At 45.2% G+C, this 26,710-nt stretch carries 21 protein-coding genes and 3 pseudogenes; 12 read left to right on the top strand and 12 right to left on the bottom strand.

The genetic code is table 11. The features are described 5' to 3' along the window. Nucleotides 1-142: helix-turn-helix domain-containing protein (locus tag L5M10_RS20190; RefSeq protein ID WP_263255759.1), on the bottom strand; the 142-nt coding region annotated here is incomplete at its 3' end. A gap of 86 nt (nt 143-228) precedes the next feature. Then, nucleotides 229-468: pseudogene (locus L5M10_RS20185) on the bottom strand (M61 family peptidase); the annotation flags it as partial. A 134-nt stretch (nt 469-602) separates the two neighbouring features. Here L5M10_RS20185 and L5M10_RS20180 point away from each other — a divergent pair. The 5 genes from L5M10_RS20180 (at nt 603) to L5M10_RS20160 (ending at nt 7,246) form a co-directional block, all read left to right on the top strand. Beyond that, complete coding sequence (locus tag L5M10_RS20180) at nt 603-2,765, top strand: tetratricopeptide repeat protein (protein WP_219250139.1); 2,163 nt, start codon at nt 603-605, stop codon at nt 2,763-2,765. A 151-nt stretch (nt 2,766-2,916) separates the two neighbouring features. Beyond that, nucleotides 2,917-4,473: a GGDEF domain-containing protein gene (locus L5M10_RS20175; protein WP_113941035.1), complete on the top strand. Its 1,557-nt coding sequence runs from the start codon at nt 2,917-2,919 to the stop codon at nt 4,471-4,473. Nucleotides 4,474-4,529: 56 nt separating this feature from the next. After that, nucleotides 4,530-5,885, top strand: coding sequence for a nucleotide 5'-monophosphate nucleosidase PpnN (ppnN, locus tag L5M10_RS20170; RefSeq protein WP_028760679.1), 1,356 nt, complete (start codon nt 4,530-4,532; stop codon nt 5,883-5,885). Between the two features lie 21 nt (nt 5,886-5,906). After that, nucleotides 5,907-6,713: a flap endonuclease Xni gene (xni, locus tag L5M10_RS20165; RefSeq protein ID WP_263255789.1), complete on the top strand. Its 807-nt coding sequence runs from the start codon at nt 5,907-5,909 to the stop codon at nt 6,711-6,713. 110 nt (nt 6,714-6,823) lie between these two features. Further along, nucleotides 6,824-7,246 carry a DUF3192 domain-containing protein gene (locus tag L5M10_RS20160; RefSeq protein ID WP_028760680.1) on the top strand — a complete coding sequence of 141 codons (423 nt, stop codon included), beginning with the start codon at nt 6,824-6,826 and terminating at the stop codon, nt 7,244-7,246. A 99-nt stretch (nt 7,247-7,345) separates the two neighbouring features. Here L5M10_RS20160 and L5M10_RS20155 read toward each other — a convergent pair whose 3' ends face one another. Continuing rightward, nucleotides 7,346-10,180, bottom strand: a complete 2,835-nt coding sequence (locus L5M10_RS20155) for a S9 family peptidase (protein ID WP_263255788.1) — start codon at nt 10,178-10,180, stop codon at nt 7,346-7,348. 254 nt (nt 10,181-10,434) lie between these two features. Here L5M10_RS20155 and L5M10_RS20150 point away from each other — a divergent pair, with 254 nt between their 5' ends. Next, nucleotides 10,435-11,442, top strand: a complete 1,008-nt coding sequence (locus L5M10_RS20150; protein WP_113941031.1) for an isocitrate dehydrogenase — start codon at nt 10,435-10,437, stop codon at nt 11,440-11,442. A gap of 220 nt (nt 11,443-11,662) precedes the next feature. Here the strand turns inward: L5M10_RS20150 and rlmM are convergent, their stop codons facing one another. The 4 genes from rlmM to L5M10_RS20130 all read right to left on the bottom strand — a co-directional run bounded on the left by rlmM (nt 11,663) and on the right by L5M10_RS20130 (nt 14,913). Beyond that, nucleotides 11,663-12,748 carry a 23S rRNA (cytidine(2498)-2'-O)-methyltransferase RlmM gene (gene rlmM / locus L5M10_RS20145; RefSeq protein ID WP_011846285.1) on the bottom strand — a complete coding sequence of 362 codons (1,086 nt, stop codon included), beginning with the start codon at nt 12,746-12,748 and terminating at the stop codon, nt 11,663-11,665. Nucleotides 12,749-12,925: 177 nt separating this feature from the next. Next, on the bottom strand, nt 12,926-13,318 hold the full coding sequence (locus L5M10_RS20140; protein ID WP_011918954.1) for a DUF423 domain-containing protein: 393 nt from the start codon (nt 13,316-13,318) through the stop codon (nt 12,926-12,928). Nucleotides 13,319-13,346: 28 nt separating this feature from the next. Continuing rightward, a complete protein-coding gene (locus tag L5M10_RS20135) occupies nt 13,347-14,021 on the bottom strand; it encodes an alpha/beta family hydrolase (protein ID WP_263255787.1) in 675 nt (224 codons plus the stop codon). Further along, a complete protein-coding gene (locus L5M10_RS20130; protein WP_105249769.1) occupies nt 14,002-14,913 on the bottom strand; it encodes a transcriptional regulator GcvA in 912 nt (303 codons plus the stop codon). Before L5M10_RS20130 ends, L5M10_RS20135 begins: the two co-directional genes overlap by 20 nt. Before the next feature lie 227 nt (nt 14,914-15,140). Between L5M10_RS20130 and L5M10_RS20125 the strand changes: the two genes are divergently transcribed. Beyond that, entirely contained in the window at nt 15,141-15,377 is a 237-nt protein-coding gene (locus L5M10_RS20125; protein ID WP_263255786.1) for a hypothetical protein, read from the top strand. Between the two features lie 135 nt (nt 15,378-15,512). Here L5M10_RS20125 and thiI read toward each other — a convergent pair whose 3' ends face one another. The 3 genes from thiI to pomA form a co-directional block, all read right to left on the bottom strand. Then, entirely contained in the window at nt 15,513-16,967 is a 1,455-nt protein-coding gene (gene thiI, locus L5M10_RS20120) for a tRNA uracil 4-sulfurtransferase ThiI (protein WP_028760687.1), read from the bottom strand. Nucleotides 16,968-17,417: 450 nt separating this feature from the next. After that, nucleotides 17,418-18,344, bottom strand: coding sequence for a flagellar motor protein MotB (locus tag L5M10_RS20115; protein WP_113941028.1), 927 nt, complete (start codon nt 18,342-18,344; stop codon nt 17,418-17,420). A gap of 3 nt (nt 18,345-18,347) precedes the next feature. Continuing rightward, complete coding sequence (gene pomA, locus L5M10_RS20110) at nt 18,348-19,115, bottom strand: flagellar motor protein PomA (protein ID WP_173497062.1); 768 nt, start codon at nt 19,113-19,115, stop codon at nt 18,348-18,350. A 314-nt stretch (nt 19,116-19,429) separates the two neighbouring features. Here pomA and xseB point away from each other — a divergent pair, with 314 nt between their 5' ends. From xseB to dxs, 3 genes are read left to right on the top strand one after another with little or no spacing between them, the layout of a single operon-like run. After that, on the top strand, nt 19,430-19,669 hold the full coding sequence (gene xseB / locus L5M10_RS20105) for an exodeoxyribonuclease VII small subunit (RefSeq protein ID WP_006080884.1): 240 nt from the start codon (nt 19,430-19,432) through the stop codon (nt 19,667-19,669). 2 nt (nt 19,670-19,671) lie between these two features. Next, entirely contained in the window at nt 19,672-20,553 is an 882-nt protein-coding gene (gene ispA, locus L5M10_RS20100; protein WP_113941026.1) for a (2E,6E)-farnesyl diphosphate synthase, read from the top strand. A 21-nt stretch (nt 20,554-20,574) separates the two neighbouring features. Beyond that, nucleotides 20,575-22,443, top strand: a complete 1,869-nt coding sequence (gene dxs / locus L5M10_RS20095; RefSeq protein WP_263255785.1) for a 1-deoxy-D-xylulose-5-phosphate synthase — start codon at nt 20,575-20,577, stop codon at nt 22,441-22,443. 127 nt (nt 22,444-22,570) lie between these two features. Here dxs and grpE read toward each other — a convergent pair whose 3' ends face one another. Continuing rightward, a complete protein-coding gene (gene grpE / locus L5M10_RS20090) occupies nt 22,571-23,191 on the bottom strand; it encodes a nucleotide exchange factor GrpE (RefSeq protein ID WP_113941025.1) in 621 nt (206 codons plus the stop codon). 100 nt (nt 23,192-23,291) lie between these two features. Here grpE and nadK point away from each other — a divergent pair, with 100 nt between their 5' ends. Further along, entirely contained in the window at nt 23,292-24,170 is an 879-nt protein-coding gene (gene nadK, locus L5M10_RS20085; protein ID WP_081729057.1) for an NAD(+) kinase, read from the top strand. Nucleotides 24,171-25,186: 1,016 nt separating this feature from the next. Further along, nucleotides 25,187-26,464 (top strand): annotated as a pseudogene (locus tag L5M10_RS20080) (L-lactate permease); the annotation flags it as partial. Between the two features lie 13 nt (nt 26,465-26,477). On the opposite strand, the pseudogene L5M10_RS20075 reads toward L5M10_RS20080, so the two are convergent. Further along, nucleotides 26,478-26,710: pseudogene (locus L5M10_RS20075) on the bottom strand (IS4 family transposase); the annotation flags it as partial.

The following is a 26,710-nucleotide window of genomic DNA, read 5'->3' as shown; positions in this document are numbered from 1 at the left end:
GCCCTTGGCATCGTTTAACTTCCCTATAGACACTAGAGCGATGACAATCAATGCATTTAGCTATGTGTGCTATCGAAAAGCCCTGTTCTAACAGTACGGAAATCTGGTATCGTCTTGCTTCGGTCAATTGTTGATAATTCATGGTGATACTCTTTTACTTTGGCGAGATAAAGCGTACCACTTTTCAGCAGTTGGCTTCTTCTACACCTCGATTAGAGTGTCGCAGTTATTATCTGAATTCTGGAATAAGCGCACACCATCGGCCAAAGGCAATACTTGATATTTGCCCGTCCGCCACACAGGGAGATTCACCGTAAAATCGTTCGTCTTCACTTCAGGAAAAGTGACACTCACTTGGGCAATATGGTGTTCGGGTTTAATAAGGTCGATTTGGTATTTCACATCGGCCAATACTTGACCCGAAAATAATGCGCTTAATATCAAGATTGATAGTCTGTTGGGTTTCACTCTTGCTTCCTTCTGTTATTATGCTTCTTATGATTTTTCCAAGTATAACAAGTCGATGTAGCATCCTCATTAGGCGCTAACAAAAGCTAACAAAATAAGTTCCTTGACTAAAGGAATGAGGAATCACAGTTCAAATGCAAAAACTCACGGTTATTTTATTTACTTTGTTGCTGTCACTGCCTTTTACAGTCCAAAGCCGAGATCTCGAAGCGGATGAGGTTGAGTTAAGAGAATCACCGCAGCAAATGTATGATGCGCTCAACAAAACGATTTCCTTTCCCCTCGCATTTCAAAACCGTGACCAATTTGAGCGCGCAGCCCAAGAACAAGGCTACAATCCACTCGAATTTGAACAGATTTTGTATTTACTGGCCCGCCTCAATATGGAGCCGAACGTTAAAACCAAGGTCGATTTTCAAAACGCAAAAAGCTTGATTGAACTCCTATCGACTGCGGCGCAATCGCCCTATGAACTTGCCATGGTCGCCATGTTAAATGGCCGTTACCTTGGCCGTACGGAACAGAAATATCAAGAAGCGATTGGTCTTTATAACGAAGCGCTCACCCGCATCAACGACAGCTATGACATCGAAGCATTGATTCTTAAACACAATATTCATGAACATCTAGGTGGCTTACATTTATTGATCCGCCAGGAAGTGCCTGCACTGATGCACTTCCACACATACCGCGACATTGCCTATAAACTCAGAAACGATTACTTAATCGCGGCGGCTGAAGCGAGGCTTGGCTTTTATTACAATTTTAATCAGCAGCTTACAAAATCACTACAGCATTATAGTGAAGCGATTCGGATCTCCAATCGTTCTAATTACCCTTCAATGAAAACCAATCTGCAATTGCAACTTTCTAAGGTATACCGTGACTTAAAGCAGTGGGATGAAGCGCTTAAAAACGCTCATGAAGCCGCGGCTGGCTTTAAAAAGATGGGCAATGACACTTATCTTTCAAGTTGTATGACAGTGATCGCTATGGTCTATGGCGAACAAGGGGATTGGCATAAAGCGATTGATTACTACCTAAATGCCCAGCAATTAGATGCAAAACGCGGTAACTACATCGCACAGGGGCTTAATTTCCATAATTTAGGACAAGCCTACTCAAATATTAAAGACAATGTTAACGCCCTAAAATATTTACTGATGGCCAATCAAATATTCAAAGAAAAACAAAGCCATCACTATCAAGTTTATAACGAACTCTTAATTGGTGAAATCGCCCAAACCAACCAAGATTGGCCGCTGATGATGGCCCATGCCGATATCGCATTAGCACTCGCGGTCGATTTAAAACTGGTCGATGAACAAAAATCCGCACTCACCCTTATCGCCTCGGCGGCGCAAAAATTAGGTGAATTATCAAAAACCATCGATGCCCAAGCCCGTATCATTGAGCTAGGTAAAAAGCCAGCTGAGACAGATAAAGACTCCCCAGTGTCGGCCTCTGCCCTTGCAGAGCAACAACTTAAACTTGAGCTCAACATGCTACAGGGAAAACTCGTTGAGACAGTGAAAGAAAGCAACAACACTCACACGCTACTGCTCATTTGCAGCCTTATTGCCGGACTCTTGCTGCTCGTGATTATTTTCATGCTACAAAATCGTCGCAAAATAACAGCTAAAAACGCGGCATTAACTCAATTAACGCTACAGGAACCCTTCACTCACAATTTAGGATATGCCGCATTATTAGCACATTTAAGCCATAATCAAAGTCAGGAATCCACAACGGCACTCGCGATTATCGCCTTCCCCACCCAACTTACGGCGGATCTGGACTATGGCCAATATTTTAGTGATGCAGTAACAGCGCAAATTGCCAATCATCTAACGGATGCACTCGCAGCATCTGTTTATGTGGTACGCCAAGGGGTATTTGCGGTTCGTTTCACGCAACCTATTGAGCCGACACAAATACTCAGCCAAGTACGCCTGAAACTCGATCAACAGCAAATCACACATCATTTCCGTCTTGGCTTTGCGCATTTGCCACTTTTAGCGAAATCAGAAATTAAAATGGCCGCGAAATTAAAATTTGAAACAGTGCAGATGGCGCTTGCCTGTGCCCGTAGTTTAGGTGGTAATAACGACTATTATGTCGCTCTCAGAGCCCTCGACTTTGTTCCTTTGAGCTTATTTGCAAACCCGTTATTTTTGCACCTTGAAAAAGGCATTGAGCGTGGATTAATCAGATTAGAGACCAACGGCAATAAAGAGGATATTCGCTGGCCTTGCTGGGAAAATAACCAAGATAGGCAATTACTGGAAAATATTTGATCAATATCGGTAATTAATCACAGAGTCACTGGTAAATCGCATTTGCACTCTACGCCCAGTGTTATAACATTAGTATCATATGAGTTAACAGCTAATCTGGACATAGGATGGTCATGTTTTTTAGCCTTGCAGAGTTAGGACAATACTCAGGATGAAGGATTCAAGCGCTACAGTTTCACAACTTGCCTTGCTGCAACAGAAACTCCATTCGGCCAAACTTGCCCTTGATGAAGTTAATGAAGATAGAAATGCAAAGTTACAGACATTACTCCAATTTATTGGTCACTTAAGCCTCGCCTGTAAAGGGCAAAATCTTGAGCTGGATAATAAACTCGCCAAACTTCGCCATAACTTAAATACGTTTGAGCGAGTCGATGAGGCATTGCCAGAATTAGTTGATGTCGAGCGCCTGCTAAAAGGCCAATATCACCATGTGATGGTACAACTCGAAGAGAGTCGTACTGGTTTGTCACAGGTGATCCGTCAGATCCAACGCGTTAACTCTGCACCTGAAAAGCTCAAAAAAGAAGTCAATTACTTCAAGCAAGATCTGGCTAAACCTTTTCATACTGTGTGGGAATATATACCTAAAGTTAAGCAAATCATTGGCTTCTACGAAACCATATTACAGCTACAATTTAGCGAATCTGAAAAACTTGATGTCTTACCAAAGCACAGGCAACTAGCCCATGAGCTGGCGCAGATGATTTCGGAAATCGAGTTCCGTAAAGATCAACGTGACCAAGTATTAGTGATCAAAGAAGTACTCTCTTCTGAGATTGAAGTTGATAGCTTGCTCGAAGCCTACCAAACCATTTTAGCATTATTGCTTGATAACATCGCCCGCGAGAAATCGGCATCCCAAGAGTTTTTGTTTGCACTCAATGATGCCTTAACCGCGGTGCGTGAGGTGGTGAGCGAGTCTTACAATCACAATCAACGTAGCTTCCAATTAAAAACCCAGCTAAATCGTGAGATTAACACCCGCGTCGACAACGCCGGTGAAATCATTATCGATGTGGAAGACGTCGTTGACCTTAAAGCTCAACTAACAGAGCAACTTAACTCTATCCGCTCGGCATTAGCCCGTAAAGAAGCCCTAGAGCAAAGAGAGCAAGCTCTGCTGCGCAAGTCGATGGAGACAATGCGCAAAGAGCTTAATGAGTTAAGTAGTGAGGCTAACACCTACAAAGAGCGTTTGTTTGAACAACAAAAACTCAACTTACTCGACAGCTTAACTCAATTGCCTAACCGTGCTGCATTAGAAGAGCGCATGGAGCTAGAATACCGTAACTATCAACGGCATAAGTCCCCGTTGTGGGTTGCCGTTGCCGATATCGATCACTTCAAAACCATCAACGACAGTTTTGGCCACAGCACAGGTGATAAAACCTTACAAGTTATAGCAATGGCATTGAAAAACTCCCTGCGAGATACAGAATTTGTAGCCCGCTATGGCGGCGAAGAATTTGTACTGCTATTACCTGATGTGGCCCCTGCTGATATCGCTCAACTTTTAAACAGAGTGCGCGAGAAAGTAAAAAATATTCCATTTAAATTTAAAAATCAGAGAATTACAGTTACAGTATCTATAGGGGCTGCGCAAGTTATGGGAAGTGAACTCATACATGAGACCTTTGAACGCGCCGATGCAGCACTCTACAAAGCGAAACACGAAAGCAGAGACAGGGTTGTGATTGACGTATAATTAAGCCCCACTATACGCCTCCTCTAATCACTCCTGTCATGACGAAGGAGTGGTAAATGATAGTAAAAGTCAGCCCAAAAGGCAGCATGGATCAGCTTTCGCAACTTGAAGTTGATCGACTCAAAAATAGTGCCAAAAGTGCCCTATACCAACTGTACCGCAACTGCTCCTTAGCAGTGCTTGCCGCGGGTTTAAAAACCGACAACTCTAAAGCCCTATTCGAGCAATACCATGATTTCGACATCAACGTTTTACAACGGGAGCGTGGGGTAAAATTAGAACTGATCAATCCCCCCGAACAAGCCTTTGTCGATGGTCAAATTATCACGGGAATTCAAGAGCATCTGTTCTCAGTCTTACGCGATATCCTTTATATCAGTGATAGATATGACTCACTAAAACACATTAATCTGACCAATGCCCACCATATCACCAATGTGGTGTTTGATATTCTGCGTAATGCACGGGCGATAGCACCGATGAAAGACCCTAATGTGGTCGTCTGTTGGGGCGGACACAGTATTAATGCCATCGAATACCAGTACACACGTGAGGTAGGTTATCAACTTGGCCTGAGGGAATTAGATATTTGTACAGGCTGTGGTCCTGGTGCGATGGAAGGTCCGATGAAAGGTGCGGCGATAGGTCATGCCAAACAACGGATTAAAAATGCACGATATATTGGTTTAACTGAACCAAGTATTATTGCCGCCGAGCCACCGAATCAAATAGTCAATGAACTGGTGATCTTACCCGATATTGAAAAGCGCCTCGAAGCTTTCGTGCGCTTAGGCCACGGCATTATTATCTTCCCTGGCGGTGCTGGCACGGCTGAAGAATTGCTCTATATATTGGGTATTTTACTTAACGAAGAAAACCAACAAACGCCTTTCCCCCTGATACTCACAGGCCCAACGGAGAGCGCAGATTACTTCATTAAGATTGATGAGTTTATTGCCTCAACCTTAGGACCCGAAGCTCAGAAAAAGTACCAAATTATCATTGATAATCCCACTGAAGTGGCACGCATCATGAAGCAAGGAATGGAGCAAGTAAAAGCCTATCGCCGCTCAACGGGTGATGCTTACCAATATCAGTGGGCACTGAAGATTGAGTCTGAGTTTCAGTTACCTTTTATCCCAAGCCACGAAGTAATGGCAAACTTAGATCTACACTTCCAAACCAATAAAGCCGAACTTGCCGCCAACCTCCGTAAAGCGTTTTCAGGTATAGTGGCGGGTAACGTCAAGTCGGAAACAATCAAGCACATAGAGCGTGATGGCCCCTTCCAATTAAAAGGCGATCCTAAGCTCATGGATATGATGGATAAACTCTTAAGTGCATTTGTACAGCAACAAAGAATGAAGCTTCCAGGAAGCGCCTATATTCCTTGCTATCAAATAGTGAAATAGAGAGCGAAGCAACAACACCCCATGAACAAGTTTTTAATCATCGATGGTCTCAACTTGGTTCGCCGCATCTATGCGGCGATCCCCGATGAATCCGATATGCAAAGCCTCACAGAGCGCGTCAGTTTGGCGTGCACTAAACTGCTGCGTGTGCATCGCCCAACCCATGTAGCTATCGTGTGGGATGGGGATGAAGTCTCATGGCGTAAACAGCTTTACCCCGATTATAAGAAAGGCCGTAAACCTATGCCTGAGCCGCTGGCAAAAGGCCTTGCTGCGCTGCAAGATCACTTAACCATGATGAACATTGGCTCTATTTATGCGGCGGCTGAAGCCGATGATGTGATTGCCACTCTAGCGATAAAAACCGCCAAAGCGCAGGGTGAAGCCATTATAGTGTCCACCGACAAAGGTTTTAGTCAGCTCAATCATCGCCAAATCAGCCAGTGGGATCACTTTAATCAGCAGTACTTAGATATCGCTGCATTGGAACAAAAACTCGGTGTCGAGCGCAATCAATTTCTCGACTTGATGGCATTAGCTGGCGACAGCGGTAATAAAATTCCTGGTATTGCGGGCATAGGCCCTAAGTCGGCTGCCGAATTATTGAAAACCTTTAGAAGCTTACCAACCTTGTTTTCATCGCTATCTAACTTAGGCGCTAAACAAGCCAAAAAACTTGCCGAAGGTAAGGAGATGGCAAGACTCAGCTATAAGCTCGCACAGTTACAAACAGACCTGCCACTCAATATTAATTTAAAAGATTTTCGCGTGATGAACTCCTTGCATGATAATAACTGCCTGCCTGAAAACCCAATCAATCCTGCCTAAACATCTGTTAATATAAAGTTGCAATTAACGCATTTACCTTAGAACAACAAAAGCGTATTTTATGGACGTAATAACGTGACTCATTTAATGAGGTAAAGGAATAACTGTAAATGAAATCAAAAGTTTCGGTAATCATCGGTAGCATTTTCGCCGCCTACGTCGCCTTTGTCGCTGTGGTGGTACTCGTTTATGAACCTACGCCAGATGACATGAGTTGGGAGGACAGACAATCCTATAACAGCCAAAAAATGAACGAGTTAGCGCTAGGGCAAAATATCGTTTCAGTAAAACAGTTACTAGGTAAAGCTGACTTTTCAGAGGCCAAAGCCGTAAAAGAAACCAAGCTACAGGTGCTCTTTTATCGCACTCACCATGAAAAATCAGACGGTGTGACCACGAAAGAGGAATGTACCCCACTGATTTTTGAAAATGATCAATTGATTGCTTGGGGCCAAGATACCTATAAGCAATATCTCGATGCAGATACTGACACAGCCCTCAGCTCTGCCCAAGAGACATTAACCAGTAAATAAATACGACTGACAGTTAAATAAAAACGCCACCGAATCGGTGGCGTTTTTATTTTGACAATCAACGAATTGGCTCAATTGTAAAACAACTAAGCCAATTGCCTATTCATCATCGGCCTTATACTCGACATAGGCTTCACCTTTGCTGAGCCATTCTGGCGCAGGTTTTCCCTTCAGATAATGGTCGAAATATTGCATCATGCGAATGCTGTAATCGAGCTTGTTCGGGTACTTTTTCAAGTGATGCGGCTCATCCTCGTATTGCAAGAACACCACCTCTTTCCCCGCACGGCGCATGGCTAAGTACATTTCAACACCTTGTTCCCAAGGCACTGCATCGTCCTTATCACCAAACATGATCATCAAAGGCGTTTGAATACGGTCAGCATAAAATACTGGCGAGTTTTCAATATACTTTTGCGGCGCGGCAAACAAACTTGCGCCAATACGACTCTGTCCGGTTTCATATTGGAACTGACGCGCAATACCTGTGCCGTGGCGAATACCGCTATAGGCACTGGTCATGTTCGATACTGGAGCACCTGCAACCGCCGCCTTAAACATCTTAGTTTGAGTAATGGCAAACGCCGTTTGATAGCCACTCCAAGAATGACCTTGCAAACCAATAGCATCGGGATCGGCAATGCCTATCTCAATCAGCTTTTGCACGCCAGACGTGAGCGCTTGTACTGAGCTCGCCCCTGGGTAACCAATTTCAAAGCGAATGTCCGGTAGGAACACCGCATAGCCATTATTGATGTACCAAGCAAAGTTAGGTCTGTGGTTAATGTTCATCTGCGGAAAGGCGTGCAGTCTATCCGTCATAAAGCGATAGTAATAAACCAGTACAGGATAGCGCTTACCCGCTTGATAATTCGTCGGCTTGATCAGCACGCCATCTAACGGTTTACCATCGCCATTTGTCCAGTGAACTAACTCGGATTGGCTCCAGTTAAAGGCTTGACGCTGCTTATCTAAATCGGTTTGCTTAACTGCATTTTGCGGTGCGCTATAGCTGGCCGTATACAAGTCAGGGAATAAGTCAAAACGCTCCTTAGAAAACACGATAGTATCGCCGTCTTTACTGCGGCCTAACACGGTCAACTTATACTCGCCTTGCATCAGCGTTTTCACGCCCGCTTCGCCCAAGGTGGCTTGATAAAAACCATCGGCCTTGGTTTTATCACTATAACCGTGGAGTAACACAGTGGCGTTATAGGCAAGCTCAGTCGGCTCATCGGGATTATCGACTAAGCCCTCAAGCCGATATTGAATTTTCTGAGTGCGCCCTTTTCCTGCGGTTAAGGCAAAGCCCGCCTTAGATTCGGTATTAAACTGCCAAACATCGTATTTGTCGTAAACCAAGAAACCCGCATCATTTTTAAGCCAAGGACCAAAACCATATCCTGGAGCACTGGATGGATAATCGTGGTCTTCATCGGCAAAACTAACCTTTAGGGATTTTGTGAGATTAGTACGACGATCCTCTGCAATATCATAGAGATACACATTACCTTGCTGATAATAAGCCACATACTTGCCATTTCCCGACAGCGTAGGCTCGGCATCACTCGGCTGTTGTGTCAAAAATGGCACTTTACTGCCAGTATTAATATCGACCAGATAATAATCTTGGTAGAACCCTGCCCACGTCGCCATCTTGCGATAGGGCAAATCTGAACTGGCCAACATAAAACGTTTATGTTGTGAAATCGTCACATCAGGAACAGCTTTATCGCCAAGCTGCACCACGTTATTCGAACCTAAATGCAATACCGCAAGGTAAGTGCGTTTTTGCTCATCCTCATATTGCTTGATTTCATTAGGCTTAATACGAGGATCATCCCCATGCCATACCTTAAGCCCACGCTGTCCGGTGACAATATTTGTATCGAACAGGCCTTTTTCTTCGGTGATCTTCTGCAAACTGAGCTGCTGACTCACCTCAGGTACGCGGCCAAAGAACAGCCGTTCGCTATCCAATGAGAAGCTTAAACTTGTGTAGCGATTCAGTTTCCACTCGGGTGACTCAGGGATTTTACTGATTTTGCCCGACTGCAAATCGACCAGCGATAACTGATAGCTGCGGCCATAAGGTAACTCACTGTCTTTGCCCTGCGTAAATGCAAGCCAACGACCATTTTTAGCCAGCGCTAACGCACCAATCTGTTGGCTAGGCGAATCAAAGGCAACGGTTTTTTTGTGAGTGTTTAAATCGACTAACTGCAATTGATGTTGCTTATTGGTGATATCGTTCACTGCCAGCGCGAGTCTACGGCTTGCCTTATCAAAAACATAGCCAGTAACCTGCTCGACATCAATTCGCTTTGTTTGGTCTTCTAAACTGAGCAACGTAAAACGTCGACCTTGGTCAAACTTATCGACCTTTGGCTTATCAATATTCGCAGGGCTTTGTGTGCCTGCTTCAGCGAGTTTTTCGGTAGTTTTAGGCTCAGCATCTTTTTTGGACTCTTCATCAGCCTCAAACCAAATCGCCAGATGCTTACCGTCATCACTGAACACAAATTCCTTCACACGCTCGAAGCGAGTTTGCGTGCCAGTTTGAGTATCGAGCAACACCATGTCGGATTTGAGTTTTTTCTTCGCCTTGGCATCACTCGTTTCACGCATGAGCAAACTCGGTTTAACCACTACAGCCACATAACGACCATCGTGGTTCACCAAGGGATCTGACCCCCCCGCGATTTGATAGCTTTGCTGCGACAGGACATTTTTCACAATGACGTGACTATCCCCGCGATCGGGCGCAGACTCGACCGCGATGACTTGCCCCTTATCTGAGATAACCGGCTTTTCAAGGGATTCAAAATGCATAATGTCTGTTAGGGTGAGCGGTTTAGTGCTGGTTTCAGCCTGCACTGCTGGCAATATTCCAAGGGATAACAAAACCAGGGATGTGATAGGGATTAACTTCAATGTCTTCCTCTTTTATATATTTGTTAGACTAAAGTAGACTTTTTTAACCATTGGCTCTCCATCATGGTGAGAACCCAGTATTTTTACAAGTTATACCACATAAAAAATCGTGATATTGCTCACTATTTCCTGTGAAGTTTGACCAAAGATGGTTAAAATAATAGGCAGAAAAAATACCAAATTCATAGTCCTGCTATCCAGTTAGCACTGGGGCAGACAATTGCAGTAACGACGAACCGTGGAAGGACTTCTCCATGTCAAAAAGAACGATAACCGTAATTCCAGGTGATGGAATTGGCCCAAGTATTATTGATTCAGCCTTAAAAATTCTTGATAAAGCGGGCTGTGATTTTGAATATGAATTTGCCGATGCCGGCCTGACTGCACTTGAAAAGCAAGGCGAGTTACTGCCAGCACGCACTTTAGAACTCATTGAAAAAAACCGTATCACGCTGAAAGGGCCGCTGACGACTCCCGTTGGTGAAGGCTTTACTTCTATCAACGTAACCTTGCGTAAAAAATTCGGTCTGTATGCTAACGTACGCCCAGTACTGTCTTTCAAAGGTACCCAAGCCCGTTACGAAAATATCGATATCATCACAGTACGTGAAAACACCGAAGGCATGTATTCTGGCCATGGTCAAAAAGTGTCTGAAGATGGTTTAACAGCCGAAGCAACCAGTATCGTCACTCGCCAAGGTGCCGAGCAAATCGCCACTTTCGCCTACGAACTAGCTCGCAAAGAAAACCGTAAGAAAGTCACTATTGTACACAAAGCCAACATCATGAAGTCAACGTCAGGCCTGTTCCTGAAAGTGGCCCGTGAAGTGAGCCTACGTTACCCAGACATCAAGACAGAAGAAATGATCGTCGATGCAACGTGCATGAAGTTAGTGATGAACCCAGAAAACTTCGATGTGATCGTGACGACCAACCTGTTCGGTGACATTTTATCGGACCTGTGTGCCGGTTTAGTGGGTGGTTTAGGTATGGCGCCAGGCGCAAACATTGGCCGTGATGCCGCGATTTTCGAAGCCGTTCACGGTAGTGCACCGGATATCGCGGGCAAAAACCTTGCAAACCCAACCTCAGTGATTTTAGCGTCTATTCAGATGCTGGAATATTTAGGTATGGCTGACAAAGCTGAGCAAATCCGTAAAGCGGTATCTGCAGTCATTGAAGAAGGCGACCGTACGACTCGCGATTTAGGCGGCACTCACGGCACGACTGACTTCACGCAAGCGGTGCTTGAGCGTCTGTGATCTCAATGCTAAGCGCGTTTAAGACGTGTCTATAACGCGCTTATTCAAGCAAAAGCTTAAAAGAAGCAAGCGCTTGAAACTCAAATGAGTAAACACGAAAAAGCCCCAAAGTTTCCTTTGGGGCTTTTTGTTATCTAGCTTTTAAACCTGCGTGGCTTTAAACCCGCGTGACAATTACCATTCTAGCGACAACAAGATCACCGCAGGGTTAGCACTGGAATTAATTCCACGCGGTATTAGGGCGTAGCCATAAATGCACTGTCACTTCATCACGGTCGTGATAAAGATGCTTACACTGCACTTTAAAATCAGTCACACCATTCTCTTTAAGAATCGTCTGCATGGTCTCAAGGATAGCAGTCACTTCTTTATAGCGGCTCTTCATCGGTAATTTAAGGTTAAAAATCGCTTCCTTAAACCAACCGTTAATCGCCCAAGCTTCAATCAGTTCGGCAACACGCGCAGGTTTCTCAACCATGTCGCACACCAGCCAATAGATATTTTTACGTTGCGGTTCGAAACGGAAACCGTCTTCACGGTAATGTTTCACTTGGCCCGTTTCCATCAGTTTTTCATCCATAGGGCCATTATCAACTGCCGACACAAACATGCCGCGACGCACCAGTTGATAAGTCCAGCCACCAGGGCAAGCGCCCAAATCCACTGAGTTCATGCCACTGCGAATACGCTCTTCTTGCTCTTCCTTAGGCACGAATTGGCCAAAGGCTTCGTCGAGTTTCAGACTTGAACGACTCGGTGCATCCGCCGCCATTTTAAGGCGTGGAATGCCCATAAAATGTGGCGAACTGTTATTACTGTAGGAATAACCCACATAGGCACGGCCGGGGCCAATAAAACACACGTGGATAATCGGACGTTTGGGATTTTCCTGCGCGAGCAAACTGCCCGATTTTTTCAAATGCTGGCGTAAAGGCACAGTGAACTTACGGCAAAAAGCCGAGAGCTCTTTCGCTTCGTTAGTGTCAGGTGTTTCAACCCGCACTTCACCCGCTTTGCTGACGTCACTGAGCGCCGCAACGATTGGGCTTATTCTGTCATTTTCAGGCAAGTCAACTAACAAGTCGCTAGCAGCAAACATCTGGCGGGCGAAAATGAGCGAATCTAAAGGTAATTGTTTGACTAACGTATCAGCAGCGTCGTCTTCAAAACATTGGTATACAACATAAGCGTCGTTATTGTTGGCCTTAACAAAGCCACCCACATTGAGCTCACCGGCTCGCTGTTGGATTTCTGCAGCGCATTCTTTTTCAAAGCCTGCGCGGCAAAATAAAAATAGGTTTTTCATGGGGATCCCTGAGAAATCCAAGCCAAAGCATTGGCTGACTATCAATTTGGGCGCCAGTATACCAATTTCAATCCACAAATGCCCTATTTGCCTACTGCTGAACCTTGAATTGCGATTAGAGAAATAAAAAAGGCTTAGGTGCACCCTAAGCCTGTTAACTCACATAAGCATCAGTGATTAAGACTCATGACCGTCGATAACTTTGTGACGCCATACCGCGGCGGCAAATAATAACCACCCCAATAAGAAACAACCACCGCCCATAGGCGTAATAGGACCTAACCACTTAGTCCCAAACAAGGCCAATCCATATAGTGAGCCCGAAAATAGAACTATGCCTGCGACAAAGAGATATGCCGACCAGTCCAGTAAACGCGAGGTTAACCATTGGCCCGAGAAGGCAACCATGATGAGGGCAAAGGTATGGTAGAAATGATATTGCACACCTAAGTTAAAGACTTCAATTAAGTTTGGTGGCGCGACCGCTTTTAAACCATGTGCACCAAAAGCCCCTAAGGCGACGGCTAAGAATCCGCTCACGGCGGCGAGTAACAATAAACCTTTACGCATTTAACGCTCCTGCTGGAATGGGATTCACTCATTCAACATTTATTCGCTCAACATCAAGCTCACGAATAAAATCACTTGATAAATCAATAGCACGTGCAAGGTTAGCGGCTTCACTGGTGCCTGACGACTTTCTTGGGACAAAACTATGATCGCCGTCGGTTATCCAAGCCAATCCTATCTCAGCTTTCAAAGGCCAGCTTGGGATCTGCGCTTTGCCACCAAACTTATCCCGCTCACCCTGTACGACTAATACTGGGACTTGGCATTCATTCAAAGGTTCCAATCTAGGCTCGCCGCCTTTGAGTGGCACAAAAGGATAACCTAAACAAATCACCCTATCGATGCGCGCCGCTAATGCAGAATCGCAGACTAATAGGGCCGCCATACGACCGCCCATGGATTTCCCCATTAACACCACACGTTCAACTTGTGGTTGTGAGTGGGCGATATCGAGCATCTGTGTAAAACACGCGAGCAATTTAGGCGCACGGTCCGGTGGACGCCGTTTACCATCGACGGCATTCGCCTGCATATAAGGAAAATTAAAGCGCATCACTCGGAAGCCCTGAGCAACGAATCCCGCCGACATGGCCTGCATAAAATCAGAATCCATGTTAGCACCCGCACCGTGGGCCAATAAAATCAAAGTATTAGCAGGCTCCCCTTCTAATACATAACTCGGCTTATCCGGGCAACAACTCACTGCGAGACTCCTCGGCAAACATGTCTAACATCCATTCACGAAACGCCACCACTTTACCCAGCTCAGCATGGTTTTGCTGGCAAACTAAGTAGTAAGCATCTTTACTGACCAAGACTTCTTGGAATGGGCACACAAGTCGCCCAGCTTTGATATCGGGGCGAGCCAGCACGCTGTAACCCAGAGCAACCCCTTGACCGTGGGCCGCCGCCTGCAATACCAAAGACGAATGACTGAAAATAGGTCCTTGATTCACATTAATATCGGTAATGCCACATTGCCTAAACCACGCCTGCCAATCGTGACGATTCATATCATGTAATAGCGTGTGATACTTTAAATCGCTCGGTTTTGAGAGTGGTTTAGGACCGTTGAGCAACATGGGCGAACACACGGGAATAAGCACTTCGTTTCTGAGCTTATCCGCACGTAGCCCAGGCCAATTACCTAAGCCATAATAAATAGCCACATCCACATCATCGGTTAATGAACTCGCTTCGGTATCAACGGCCTTAATTCGCACATCGATATCGGGATTTTTCTCACTGAATTTAGCCAAACGTGGCACTAGCCATTGAATCGCAAAACTGGGTGACATACTGACCGTCAGCGAACCAATCGCACTGCGGGCGAGTAATCTGTCGGTGGCATCGGCAAGCTGAATAAAGATATCTTTGATGTCGAGAAAATAGCTTTGCCCTTCTTCGGTTAATAGCAAAGAACGGTTCTTTCGACGAAATAATTTTAATCCGAGAAAATCTTCTAATGCCTTTATTTGATGGCTCACCGCAGCCTGTGTAACAAACAATTCTTCCGCTGCCCGCGTAAAGCTCAAATGCCGCGCGGCTGCCTCAAAAGCTTTAACCGCATTAAGCGGTGGTAATCGTCTCGACATAGTGATCTCAGTCTCGTTTTTTAATTAGTTTTTCTAATCCGTATTGTTACATTTAATCGTTTGTAAAGGCCAGCGTTTTTGGTTAAATTTTGCGCCAATGAAACAGCTTATCAACGAAACACCAATAGCGATGAAACATCCATAGCTATGAAATACCTAAGTTAGACAATCTCAAAGTTGATGATGGGAATGTCTGACAGCGTTAATTTGTCAGCCCGGAGGCGACTATGTTCAATTTAAAATCGGCGTTTGCGTTAATATTAGTCTCAGCACTCAGCTTTAATGCCAGTGCAAATGTACTCGTTGACGAAATCGTCATCGACACAAGCGACTTGCAAGCCAATATCACTGCAGATTTAACCACTGCAATGAATAAAATGCACCAAGAAGTGCTACAAGAAGCCACTCTGTTGATTGCCACAGACGATGTCGCATCTCATCAGCAAGTCGTTAAAGCCGAATAACCTAAACGACACTGAAACTCAGGTCGCGCTCAGTAAGAGCAAAGAAAAAGCCGCATTAATATGCGGCTTTTTTGTACTTGAATAGCAAATCAATCCCACTGACGATATACGGCAATGGGCAGGTTTTCGCCCGACTTATGGACGATACACTTTCACGTTCGTGTAACCTTGCTCGATTAAATACAATGCCTGCAATTTACTCATCACCCCACGCTCACAATAGAGCAAATAAGTCTTTTGCTTATCGAGATCGGCAAACTGAGTCGCTAACTTGAAGAATGGGATGCGCTTTATCTCAATACCTTCAATTTGCAGCGGTTTGCTTTCCTCTTCTTCAGGAGCACGAATATCAATGACCACTTGGTTAGTATCGATACTGGCAACCGTTTCTGTCTCAGTAATCCGAGTATCCATTTGTTCTGCGATCTCCCTGATATCGATAGTGACAGATTGGGCGATGATCTGATCGATCAAATCCTCAGAGAACTTTTTCTCTTCCGCTTCAACCTTAGCTAATACCGCTTTTACCGTCGGCTTTTGCGAAATTACGCCGCAATATTCAGGCATTGATTTAGCAAAATCTTCGGTGCCGATTTTACGGCTCTCGTTGATAATGTCTTGCTTATCCATGGCGATTAAGGGACGTAGAATCAATAACTCAGTACAACGGTCGATGACGTTTAAGTTGGTCAGGGTCTGGCTAGACACTTGGCCTAAACTTTCACCGGTAACTAAGGCTTGAATGCCCATACGCTCGGCGATACGCGCCGCGGTACGCATCATCATGCGTTTCAATACAACGCCCATTTGACCGTTATCGATACGCTCTAAAATCTCAGCAACCACAGGCTCAAAAGGCACAGAAATAAACTTCACTTTGTGGGATTCACCGTAGGTTTTCCACAAATGGTAAGCCACTTGTTTTACACCAATTTCGTGCTGTGCGCCGCCCAGATTGAAGAAGCAGTAATGGGTACGAGCGCCTTTTTTGATAAATTGATAGCTAGATACGCCAGAGTCAAAACCACCCGAAATCAAGGACAATACATCTTCCTGTGTTGCCATCGGAAAACCGCCTAGACCTTCAATACGCTTAGTCACCATATAAAGATTATCGCGCTCAATCTCTAAATTAACGGTAATGTCCGGATTCTTTAAACGCACGCCCAGCGCATCGGTAAACTGGTTTAAGCCACCACCGACATAACGTTCAACTTCAATAGAATTAAAATCATGATCGCCAGTACGCTTGACTCGCACGCAGAAGGTTTTACCCGCGAGTTGGTCACGGTAAACAGGCAAGACTTGCTGATAAATATCATCAACAGATTCAAAGCTGTACTCATCCACTTGCACTACGTGTGCAATGCCAGGAATACACGCCAGACGCTCACCGAAAGCTTGGGCCAATTCAGGCTTATCCTTTGGTACCATCACCATAATGCGGTCCCATTGACGCTGCACTTTTGCATCTTCGTCAACTTTTTTAAGCACATTACGGATGTTAGTTTCGAGCATTTTGGTGAAGCGCATGCGTACAGGCTTGCTCTTCATCATGATTTCTGGATACAGCTTTACAATAAACTTCATGGGATTTCCGCGGGCAATTTTAAAACAGCAAAATTGGTTAAAAGAATAATCGGGGGATTATATACCCAAGCAACCTAAAAAGGCGAGTTTCAGCGCACATAGCCAACAGCGACACAGGCCAAATTTGTGGCGTATTCATCGCGTATTAATGACTAAATCACGGCAGCTAATTAGGCTGAAATAATGTCACTAAAGCCTATTCGAATGGTGTGAATTTCCCTGCTTAAAATAAGTGATTTGAGATAAATTATTAACAATAAGTCGTTGAGGGATGGTCAAGGAAACTTAGGGATTACACACTCAATGTGATTAACGTAAAGCCCAAATGGATTTAAATCAACCACAGTGATTTGATGCATAACACGTTAACTAAAAGGGAAAAGTCCACATTAGCTCAATAAAAAAGCCGCAAGATTATTGCGGCTTTAAATTGGGAGAGTATCTAAACACTTAAGGCGAATTACCGATCTGAATTTCTTCAGACTCCTTAGCTTTACCTTGCTCAATAGCAATTTCAACCCTGCGGTTACGGGCACGATTTTCCGGAGAATCGTTAGGCACAATCGGATTGTTAGACGCCATACCAACCACTTTCATTCGATTAGAATCAAAGCCGCTGACCTGTACTAACTCATGGGCCACTGCCACGGCACGTTTGCTGGATAAATCCCAATTAGAACTATAGAGCTCATCGCTTATTTGCATATCATCCGTGTAACCTGACACTGTGATGACGCCTGGCACATCTTTTAACAATTCGCCGACTGAGCGTACCACAGGTTTAAATCGAGGCTGCAGGAAACCTGAGCCAGAAGCAAATGAACCCTTCTCACGTATACGAATAATAATCTGCTGACCTAATGACTCAATTTCAATCGCTCCATCGGTAATCTCTTTATTGAGCTCCTGCGCCATCTTCTTCACTTGCTGATTGATCTTTTCTTGCGCCGCTGCCGCTTCCGCTTTAACCGCATCGGCCACTTCTTGCGCCGTAGCACTCGCTTCGCCACCCCGCTGAGAACCATTTTGCTGCTGCACGCCGCCCGCACTATCGTCTTCACCCGCTTGGAAATCCAATACAGGTTCAGTCATTTCATTCGTTTGCTGGTTAATGATTTCAATCGGAGTCGGATCGGGGCGACCGGGTCTAAATTCTAAGGCAATGACAGAAGTCCCTTTCGGGATATCTTTAACTTCCACCTTATTTTGCACACCAAAGGCATACTTCATTGAGCCCGCGATCTGCTTAAACTTCATCACGTCCATTTCAGAAAATGACAATAACAATACGAAGAAACACATCAACAGCGACATCAAGTCGGCAAATGTTGCCAACCAGAGCGGTGCTCCGGGCGGTGGACAATTGCACTTAGCCATGGGCTACTCTCCGTCCGTTGTATCGATTTTACGATTTTTTTCAGCAAGATAGTTTTTCAAAAAGCCTTCAATCACCCGCGGGTTTTGTCCATCTTGAATCGCCAATACCGCATCCATAATAAGATTACGGTTAAGCATTTCCTCCCCCATCCTAAGCGTTAGCTTATCCGCGATAGGAAGACAAACCATGTTAGCAACCATAGCGCCGTATAATGTGGTTAACAACGCAACCGCCATCGAAGGACCAATAGATTTAGGATCCGCCATATTTGATAACATGGCCACGAGACCAACGAGTGTACCTATCATCCCCATCGCTGGCCCAACATCGCCAAAGGCTCTAAATATGCCAATCCCCGTACGATGACGTTCTTCCGTTAGAGCGATGTCCTTCTCTAGAGCTGCACGCACTACTTCACCATCATGACCATCGACTAACATATCGACAGCCTTTTGCATAAAAGTATTGCTAATTTGCGCCTCTTCTAATGCCAAAAACCCCCCTTTACGGGCAGCATCTGCCATAGTCACTGACTGTTCAATCAAGTCTTCTGGTTTATCAATCTTAAATACAAAAGCTTTCAAAGCAATTTTAACGGCGCTTAAAAACTGTTTAAGAGTGAACTTCATCATTACCACGAAGAAGGACCCACCGAACACAATCAGGATCGAGGGCACATCAACGAAAATCATCAAGCCGCCACTGGTCACCATAGCGCCGAGAATAAAACCAAAGGCTCCCACAATTCCGATTATTGTTGCTAAATCCACAACGGCTCCTCAATTTTCGTAATAAACGACATAATACTTACTCTGGGTAAGCAAGAACACTCAGTTATTCTACCGAATAAGATAATCCCACCGACACACATACGAGCCTTGTTTATCCAGTTAAAAATTACCATACAAATGATGATACTATTGTCAGTTATCGGACACACACTAAGCAAGTTTAGCGACAATTTATATTTTCTGGAAAAATTTCAGTAACAAAGCGTGCTATTGAGCAAATATCTTTAGTCTGAATTTGACCCTTACGCCGCCCTGATATACCTTGTGTCCGCTAAATCAAAGGAAACCTGAACGTGGCGAAGAAACCCGAAAATCTTAGTTTTGAAGAATCCCTTGGCGAACTTGAACGCATCGTTGCCGATCTAGAACAAGGCGATATCTCCCTCGATGACGCGTTAAAACAATTTGAACGTGGCATCAATCTCGTTCGAAATAGCCAAGCAAAACTCGAACAAGCCCAACAAAAAGTGGCCATTTTACTGAAACAAGACGAAAATGCGCCCCTATCCCCCTATGCCGTTGAGGGCGAATAAGCGTGTTAGTCAGTACCATTCAAGAATATCAACAACGAGTTGATGATCAATTAAAACAGCGTTTTAGTACGCTTGAAGATACCGCTCCCCAATTAAAAGCCGCTATGACTTACGGTGCCTTATTGGGAGGGAAGCGCATTCGACCGTTCCTCGTATACAGTGTAGGACGCATGTTTGGGGTCGAACTCGAAAAGTTAGATGCTTGCGCCGCAGCCATTGAATGTATCCATGCTTATTCATTAATCCACGACGATTTACCCGCCATGGACGATGACGAGCTGCGCCGTGGCCAGCCGACAGTGCATATCGCCTTTGATGAAGCGACGGCCATTTTAGCGGGGGATGCTCTGCAAACCTTAGCCTTTGAAATTGTCACCGAAGCCGTAGCAGGGATCAGCAGCGAACAACATATTGCTATGGTAAGAGTATTAGCCAAAGCCTCAGGTTATCGTGGTATGTGTGGAGGCCAAGCGATAGACTTAGCCTCGACCGATAAACATATTGATCTTAAAGCGTTAACTCAGCTACATAATATGAAAACTGGCGCCCTTATCAGCTGCGCCGTTGAGTTAGCTTTGATCGCCGCAAACGCGCCAAAAGATCAGTATGCTGCTATGATGGATTTTGCTCGTGCGGTCGGACTCGCCTTCCAAGTACAAGACGATATCCTTGACATCGTAGCCACCACCGAAGAGCTAGGTAAACCGCAAGGCTCTGATACTGAATCGAATAAGAGTACGTTTCCACAACTACTTGGACTACAAGGTGCACAAGACACCGCCAAACAACTGATCCAAGAGGCACTATCAGCGCTGGCTAAATTGCCATACAATAGCCAGTTAATTGCAGACTTCGCCCGCTATATCATTGAGCGAAGAATATAATAAGAGTCGAAGTATCTCGCTATGAGTTTGGACATTTCTCAGTTTCCCGTGTTGGCGCAGGCCAACACCCCCAATGAGCTCCGCCAGCTTCCTCAGGCACTTTTACCACAAGTAGCCGATGAACTGCGCGAGTTCCTTCTTAAGTCTGTTGGCATGTCCAGCGGACATTTTGCCTCTGGGCTCGGCACAGTAGAACTCACTGTGGCACTGCACTATGTCTACAATACCCCCTTTGATCGACTGATCTGGGACGTAGGCCATCAAGCCTACCCCCATAAAATTCTCACGGGTCGACGTGACAAAATGCACACCATTCGGCAAAAAGATGGCTTACATCCTTTCCCATGGCGTGAAGAAAGTGAATACGACACTTTCAGCGTTGGCCATTCAGGCACGTCGATTAGCGCCGCACTGGCGATGGCGATAGCTGCAGAAAAAGAACAAGCAGGTCGTAAAGTTGTCGCTGTCATCGGCGATGGCGCTATGACCGGCGGCATGGTGTTTGAAGCCATGAACCACGCGGGCGACTTGCACAATGACATGCTCGTGGTACTGAACGACAACGAAATGTCGATTTCAGAAAATGTCGGCGCCCTCAACAATCATTTAGCACAACTGATGTCAGGCCGTTTCTACACCACACTGCGCGAAGGCGGCAAAAAAGTGTTGAAAGGTATGCCAGTCATCAAAGAAATGGCCAAGCGCACTGAGGAACACCTCAAAGGTATGGTCGTTCCTGGCACTCTATTTGAAGAGTTAGGTTTCAACTACATAGGTCCTATCGACGGCCACGATGTAGACGCTCTGGTCGAGACCATGCGCAATATGCGTAATCTGAAAGGTCCACAGGTGCTGCACATCATGACCAAAAAAGGTCGTGGTTATGAACCTGCTGAAAAAGATCCTATTGGTTGGCATGCTGTGCCTAAGTTTGACCCATCACTCTTTAAAAAGCCGGCCACCAAACCCGGTTTGCCGACCTTTTCTCAAGTCTTCGGTAAATGGTTGTGCGACATTGCCGAACAAGATGAGAAAGTGTTAGCGATTACTCCTGCGATGCGTGAGGGTTCTGGCATGGTGGAGTTTTCCCAGCGCTTCCCGAAACAATATTTCGATGCAGCGATTGCCGAGCAGCATGCAGTCACCTTAGCGGCGGGTTTTGCCTGCGAAGGTTTCAAGCCTGTAGTCGCGATTTACTCGACTTTCCTGCAACGCGCCTATGATCAGCTTATTCACGATGTCGCACTACAACAATTGCCCGTGTTATTTGCCATTGACCGTGGCGGTATCGTCGGTGCCGATGGTCCCACCCACCAAGGTGCATTCGATTTAAGTTTTATGCGTTGTATCCCTAATATGGTGATCATGGCGCCGTCCGATGAAAACGAATGTCGTCAAATGCTCTACACTGGCTATTGCTATGATGCGGGCCCAAGTGCGGTGCGTTACCCAAGGGGTAGTGCCACGGGAGCGATGCAAGTCGAGTCCATGACTGCGTTGCCAATTGGTAAAGGTGTCATTAAGCGCATCGGTAAGCGTATTGCCATACTTAACTTTGGTACCTTGCTCGCATCGGCATTAACCGCTGCCGAAAGCTTAGATGCGACGGTTGTCGATATGCGCTTTGTGAAACCACTTGATGTTGATCTGGTAAAAGAAATGGCACTAACCCATGAAGTGTTCGTCACTGTGGAGGAAAATGCCATTATAGGCGGTGCGGGTGCCGGAGTGCTTGAACAGCTTCAAAAGCTAAAAATGCCTAAAGCCGTACTCCAAATTGGTTTGCCAGACGAGTTCATTAAACATGGCTCGCCAGAGGAAGTCATCCACGATTTGCAACTGGATGCCGAAGGCATACTGGCGCAAATCAATGCTTATCTAGCGCAATAGGCTGAACTTGCTTATCTCGTTAAGACGCTAAATGTTATCAATAAAAAATTCCGCCCATAAAAAAAGGACTGCAATTGCAGTCCTTTTTTGTTGCTGTCTGTTATAACAGCGGCTGATCCAATAAAGCTTAAGCTTCGATATCTATCGTCGCAGTTTCTTGGTTTGGGCCACCCTGTGACACCATCACCATCGCAGGGCGCAGCAAGCGACTGTTCAGCTCATAACCCTTTTGCATCACCAACATCACAGTGTTCGCAGGGAACTCGGCGCTTGGCTGCATGCCAATCGCTTGATGTTGATCAGGGTTAAATGACTGACCTTGTGGATCAATTTGCTTAACACCAAATTTAGCCACCGCAGTGAGTAAGCTTTTTTGAGTTAACTCAACACCTTGATAAATCGCTTTAGTCGCTTCATCTTCTGGGTTTGTACCCATTAGCGCGCGCTCCATGTTATCAAGCACAGGCAAAAGTTCATTGGCGAACTTTTCCAAGGCAAACTTGTTCGCCTTTTCCACATCCATTGCCGCACGACGACGAATGTTATCGACCTCGGCTGCGGCGCGGATGACTGAATCCTTCTGCTCTTCAACTTTCGCCAAAGCTTCAGCGAGTAACTGTTCCAGCTCTTCAATACGGAAATTGGCCTGGGTAAGCTCATCGATCAGACTTGCTTCTGCGGTAGATACTTCAGACTCTACACCCTCTTGGATCAGATCCTGTTCTGCTTTAATCGATTCGTTGCTCATTTTCACTCCAGCTAAAAATGCTTTGTTTCTGAAATACTCTGGGCATATTATGGGGATCAATTTTGACGTTTCAAGGCCTAAGGCCAGATCTAGCATAAATATGACCACAAAGTTTCATACTATCGGCCTTATCGGCAAACCTCACCACCAAGGGACCAACCAAACCTTAAAGCGTCTACATTATTGGCTGACAATGCAGGGCTTTGAAGTCTTAGTGGAAGAGCGTGTTGCTACCGAATTAGGACCCAATATCATAGCGGTCGATTTACTAGAAATTGGCGCGCGTTGCGACTTAGCCATAGTCGTCGGTGGTGACGGTAACATGCTCGGCGCGGCAAGGGTATTAGCCCGCTTCGATTTAGGCGTGATTGGGGTTAACCGCGGCAATTTAGGCTTTTTAACCGATCTGCCGCCCGATGCCTTCGAAGAGGCGCTCGCCAAGGTACTCGATGGAGAGTTCGATACCGAGCATAGATTCTTACTCGAAGCCGAAGTCTATCGCCACGGTATGCTCAAGGCGAGCAACACCGCCGTCAACGAAGCCGTACTCCATCCGGGTAAAATTGCCCACATGATTGAGTTTGAGGTCTATATTGACGATCAGTTCATGTACAGCCAACGTGCCGACGGCATGATAGTGTCAACGCCTACCGGTTCAACGGCCTACGCCCTCTCCGCTGGCGGCGCTATTCTGACGCCTAATTTACAGGCCCTAATCTTAGTACCTATGTTCCCGCACACTTTGTCGTGCCGCCCGATTGTTGTCGATGCGTGCAGCACCATAAAAATGGTTGTGTCACCTGAAAATGGCGAAAACCTCGAAGTCAGCTGTGATGGCCACGTGCATTTAGCCGTGTTACCCGGCGATGAAATCATAGTGCGCCGCAGCTCTGAACGTTTACGGCTTATTCATCCTAAAGGACACAACTATTTCCACGTGCTGCGGACCAAATTAGGCTGGGGCAGCAAGTTGTTTTAAGTCTGTATCTTTGGGCTAAATCACCAATAAAAGAGACATATCACGTCTCTTTTTTATTTTGTAAATTTAACCTAGAAGGTTGCGATTAAAGCCTTATCTTTTCCCCTGCACAGTCTTTGGTGAACTTTTTAGCACTTCTCACAAACGACTAATATTCGCATTAATGGCGTTTAAGCATTAATGACACTAACCAGTTTGATAAAAGTTCAAACAGTATTTTTTAGTTTTGTTACTTAAAATTTCGGCTTCAATTTCACCCTGTTCTCTCAATTTCCCCTCTTAACCCATTAGAAGCGGTCACTTTTTATTTCAACTTTTCTGTTGTTCTCTCAATATACTTGAATATTTTGGCTGGCTGTTCGCTCAAATAAACTGAAATTAAATTAAACAATGGTTATAAAATTTCATATTAAAGTAAAATTCATTAAGTGATATCCATCACAATAAAATCCCACCATTCTAAAAGGTGCTCTAGATCACTATAAAAAACCATTCCAAAATGGACATATTAGGCAAATATTACAATAGCTTGATAAAAATAGAAGTAAATGAGTTAATCCAGCCACAACAATCTATGCGACCTTAATCACACCTTAAAAATGACTGAAAAAACCAATAACAGACTATTAATGAAATAAATGGATCAGTTAATTGCAATAATGACGATGAATATGAGTGATAGCTCTACTTTTAATAACCAGAAAAACAACAAATTTAATTTAATATAACCAAAGTAGATATACACCCAACAGTCTAAGTGATCATTGTCACATATAAGAAAATCCCCCGAGAGAAGCACCCCGCAGCACTGTAAATTAGCATTTCATATAACAGCCAAGATGATCTAGATCATATTAGTCAAGCTCACAATAGCGTCTAGTACACAACACAGAATGTCGAGACCGTAAGTACTTGCAGTATTAACTGCTGATTTATTGGTCTGGGAAGTCGACATGAAGGCAGATGAAAAATCCTAATATCAATAATAAGACAGACCACTTTATGAAGAGGCAAGCATGACAATACTTCAACTCCTCGCTAGCTTGACGCCAGTGCTCAGTGTAATGCTATTTCTAGTGTTACTCAGAATGCCTGCATCTAAGGCTATGCCTATCTCCATGATAATCACAGCGCTCGCCGCCGTGTTTATTTGGCAAATGGATACCACATTACTGGCGGCATCGGTCCTCGAAGGACTGCTCTCAGCCATCACACCGTTAACTATCATTTTTGGTGCCGTATTCCTACTCAATACCCTGAAATACTCAGGTGCCATGGACACTATCCGTGCTGGGTTTACTAACATCAGTGCCGATGCCCGTGTACAAGTCATCATCATCTGTTGGTTATTCGGTGCCTTTATTGAAGGTAGTGCTGGTTTTGGTACTCCCGCAGCCATTGGCGCACCACTACTGGTATTGCTTGGTGTACCACCCGTTGCCGCAGCTGTCGTGGCTTTAATTGCTGACTCGGCCTGTGTATCCTTCGGTGCGATTGGTCTACCCGTACTTTTTGGGATGGAACAGGGTCTGATCCAAGGTGGCGTGAGCATGGCGGCGGAGCAATTTGCTGCCCATGGCGGTAACTATGCTGGTTATGCTCGATATATCGTCATGCATATGATCACTATCGATTTAATCACAGGTTCATTAATTCCTCTCGTAATGGTGACCATGCTGACAGGATTCTTTGGTCGCAATAAATCCTTTAAGGAAGGCTTAGCAATTTGGAAATTTGCGATTTTCTCAGGTCTTGCCTTTACCGTCCCCGCATGGATCATCAACTACCTTGCAGGCCCAGAATTCCCTTCGGTTATCGGTTCACTGATCGGTATGGCCTTAGTGATCCCCGTTGCGCGTAAAGGCTACTTACTGCCTAAAACGCCATGGAATGATTTCGCAGAGAATGACAGTCAAGAAAGCGGAAAAGTCGAAACAACGGCTAAGTTTTCCCAAATTGCCGCTTGGACACCTTACATCATCATGGCTGCGCTTTTGGTACTGTCGCGTACAGTGGCACCGTTAAAAGCATGGTTATCAAGCTTTAACATCAGCTGGACAGGCCTAATGGGCACTGAGCTTAAAGCCAGCTTCGCAACCTTATATGCACCAGGTGCCTTCTTTGTTGCCGTGTGTATTCTAGGTTTCTTCCTGTTCAAAATGAAAAGCCCTGCGATTCAGCAAACGGTCGGTGTTTCATGTAAGTCCATGTTGCCAACCATTATTTCATTAGGCGCATCAGTGCCTATGGTGAAAATCTTCTTAAACTCAGGCGCGAATGGTGCAGGTCTTGCCCTGAAGGATCCCCTCATAAATCAGCCATAGCATAGCCATATTTGAGCAACTGATTGGCGAATAATACCCAGGCCGCCAGCAATTCTTTCTCCGTGATTTGATAATCAGGCCGCCTGAGTACCTCCAATCCCAAGCGAATCGTTGAGAGTACCGTTCGATGCCCAATGGTATTGGCCTGAAAATGCTTATCCCAGCCCTGTTGCTGTGCGTGTAAACCAACTAGCCACAACAGGCATTGAACCATCC

It is taken from the genome of Shewanella sp. SM32 (assembly GCF_025654235.1).
GTDB classification, from domain to species: Bacteria; Pseudomonadota; Gammaproteobacteria; order Enterobacterales; family Shewanellaceae; genus Shewanella; species Shewanella oncorhynchi.
The sequence above is the reverse complement of the archived record's forward strand: the minus strand, read 5'-3'. Positions and strand labels throughout refer to the sequence as shown.

Excerpts from the sequence above, each read along its gene's own strand:
- L5M10_RS20180 (WP_219250139.1), top strand. The coding sequence starts at position 603 with ATGCAAAAACTCACGGTTATTTTATTTACTTTGTTGCTGTCACTGCCT.
- L5M10_RS20175 (WP_113941035.1), top strand. The coding sequence starts at position 2,917 with ATGAAGGATTCAAGCGCTACAGTTTCACAACTTGCCTTGCTGCAACAG.
- ppnN (WP_028760679.1), top strand. The coding sequence starts at position 4,530 with ATGATAGTAAAAGTCAGCCCAAAAGGCAGCATGGATCAGCTTTCGCAA.
- xni (WP_263255789.1), top strand. The coding sequence starts at position 5,907 with ATGAACAAGTTTTTAATCATCGATGGTCTCAACTTGGTTCGCCGCATC.
- L5M10_RS20160 (WP_028760680.1), top strand. The coding sequence starts at position 6,824 with ATGAAATCAAAAGTTTCGGTAATCATCGGTAGCATTTTCGCCGCCTAC.
- L5M10_RS20150 (WP_113941031.1), top strand. The coding sequence starts at position 10,435 with ATGTCAAAAAGAACGATAACCGTAATTCCAGGTGATGGAATTGGCCCA.
- rlmM (WP_011846285.1), bottom strand. The coding sequence starts at position 12,748 with ATGAAAAACCTATTTTTATTTTGCCGCGCAGGCTTTGAAAAAGAATGC.
- L5M10_RS20140 (WP_011918954.1), bottom strand. The coding sequence starts at position 13,318 with ATGCGTAAAGGTTTATTGTTACTCGCCGCCGTGAGCGGATTCTTAGCC.
- L5M10_RS20130 (WP_105249769.1), bottom strand. The coding sequence starts at position 14,913 with ATGTCGAGACGATTACCACCGCTTAATGCGGTTAAAGCTTTTGAGGCA.
- L5M10_RS20125 (WP_263255786.1), top strand. The coding sequence starts at position 15,141 with ATGTTCAATTTAAAATCGGCGTTTGCGTTAATATTAGTCTCAGCACTC.
- thiI (WP_028760687.1), bottom strand. The coding sequence starts at position 16,967 with ATGAAGTTTATTGTAAAGCTGTATCCAGAAATCATGATGAAGAGCAAG.
- L5M10_RS20115 (WP_113941028.1), bottom strand. The coding sequence starts at position 18,344 with ATGGCTAAGTGCAATTGTCCACCGCCCGGAGCACCGCTCTGGTTGGCA.
- dxs (WP_263255785.1), top strand. The coding sequence starts at position 20,575 with ATGAGTTTGGACATTTCTCAGTTTCCCGTGTTGGCGCAGGCCAACACC.
- grpE (WP_113941025.1), bottom strand. The coding sequence starts at position 23,191 with ATGAGCAACGAATCGATTAAAGCAGAACAGGATCTGATCCAAGAGGGT.
- nadK (WP_081729057.1), top strand. The coding sequence starts at position 23,292 with ATGACCACAAAGTTTCATACTATCGGCCTTATCGGCAAACCTCACCAC.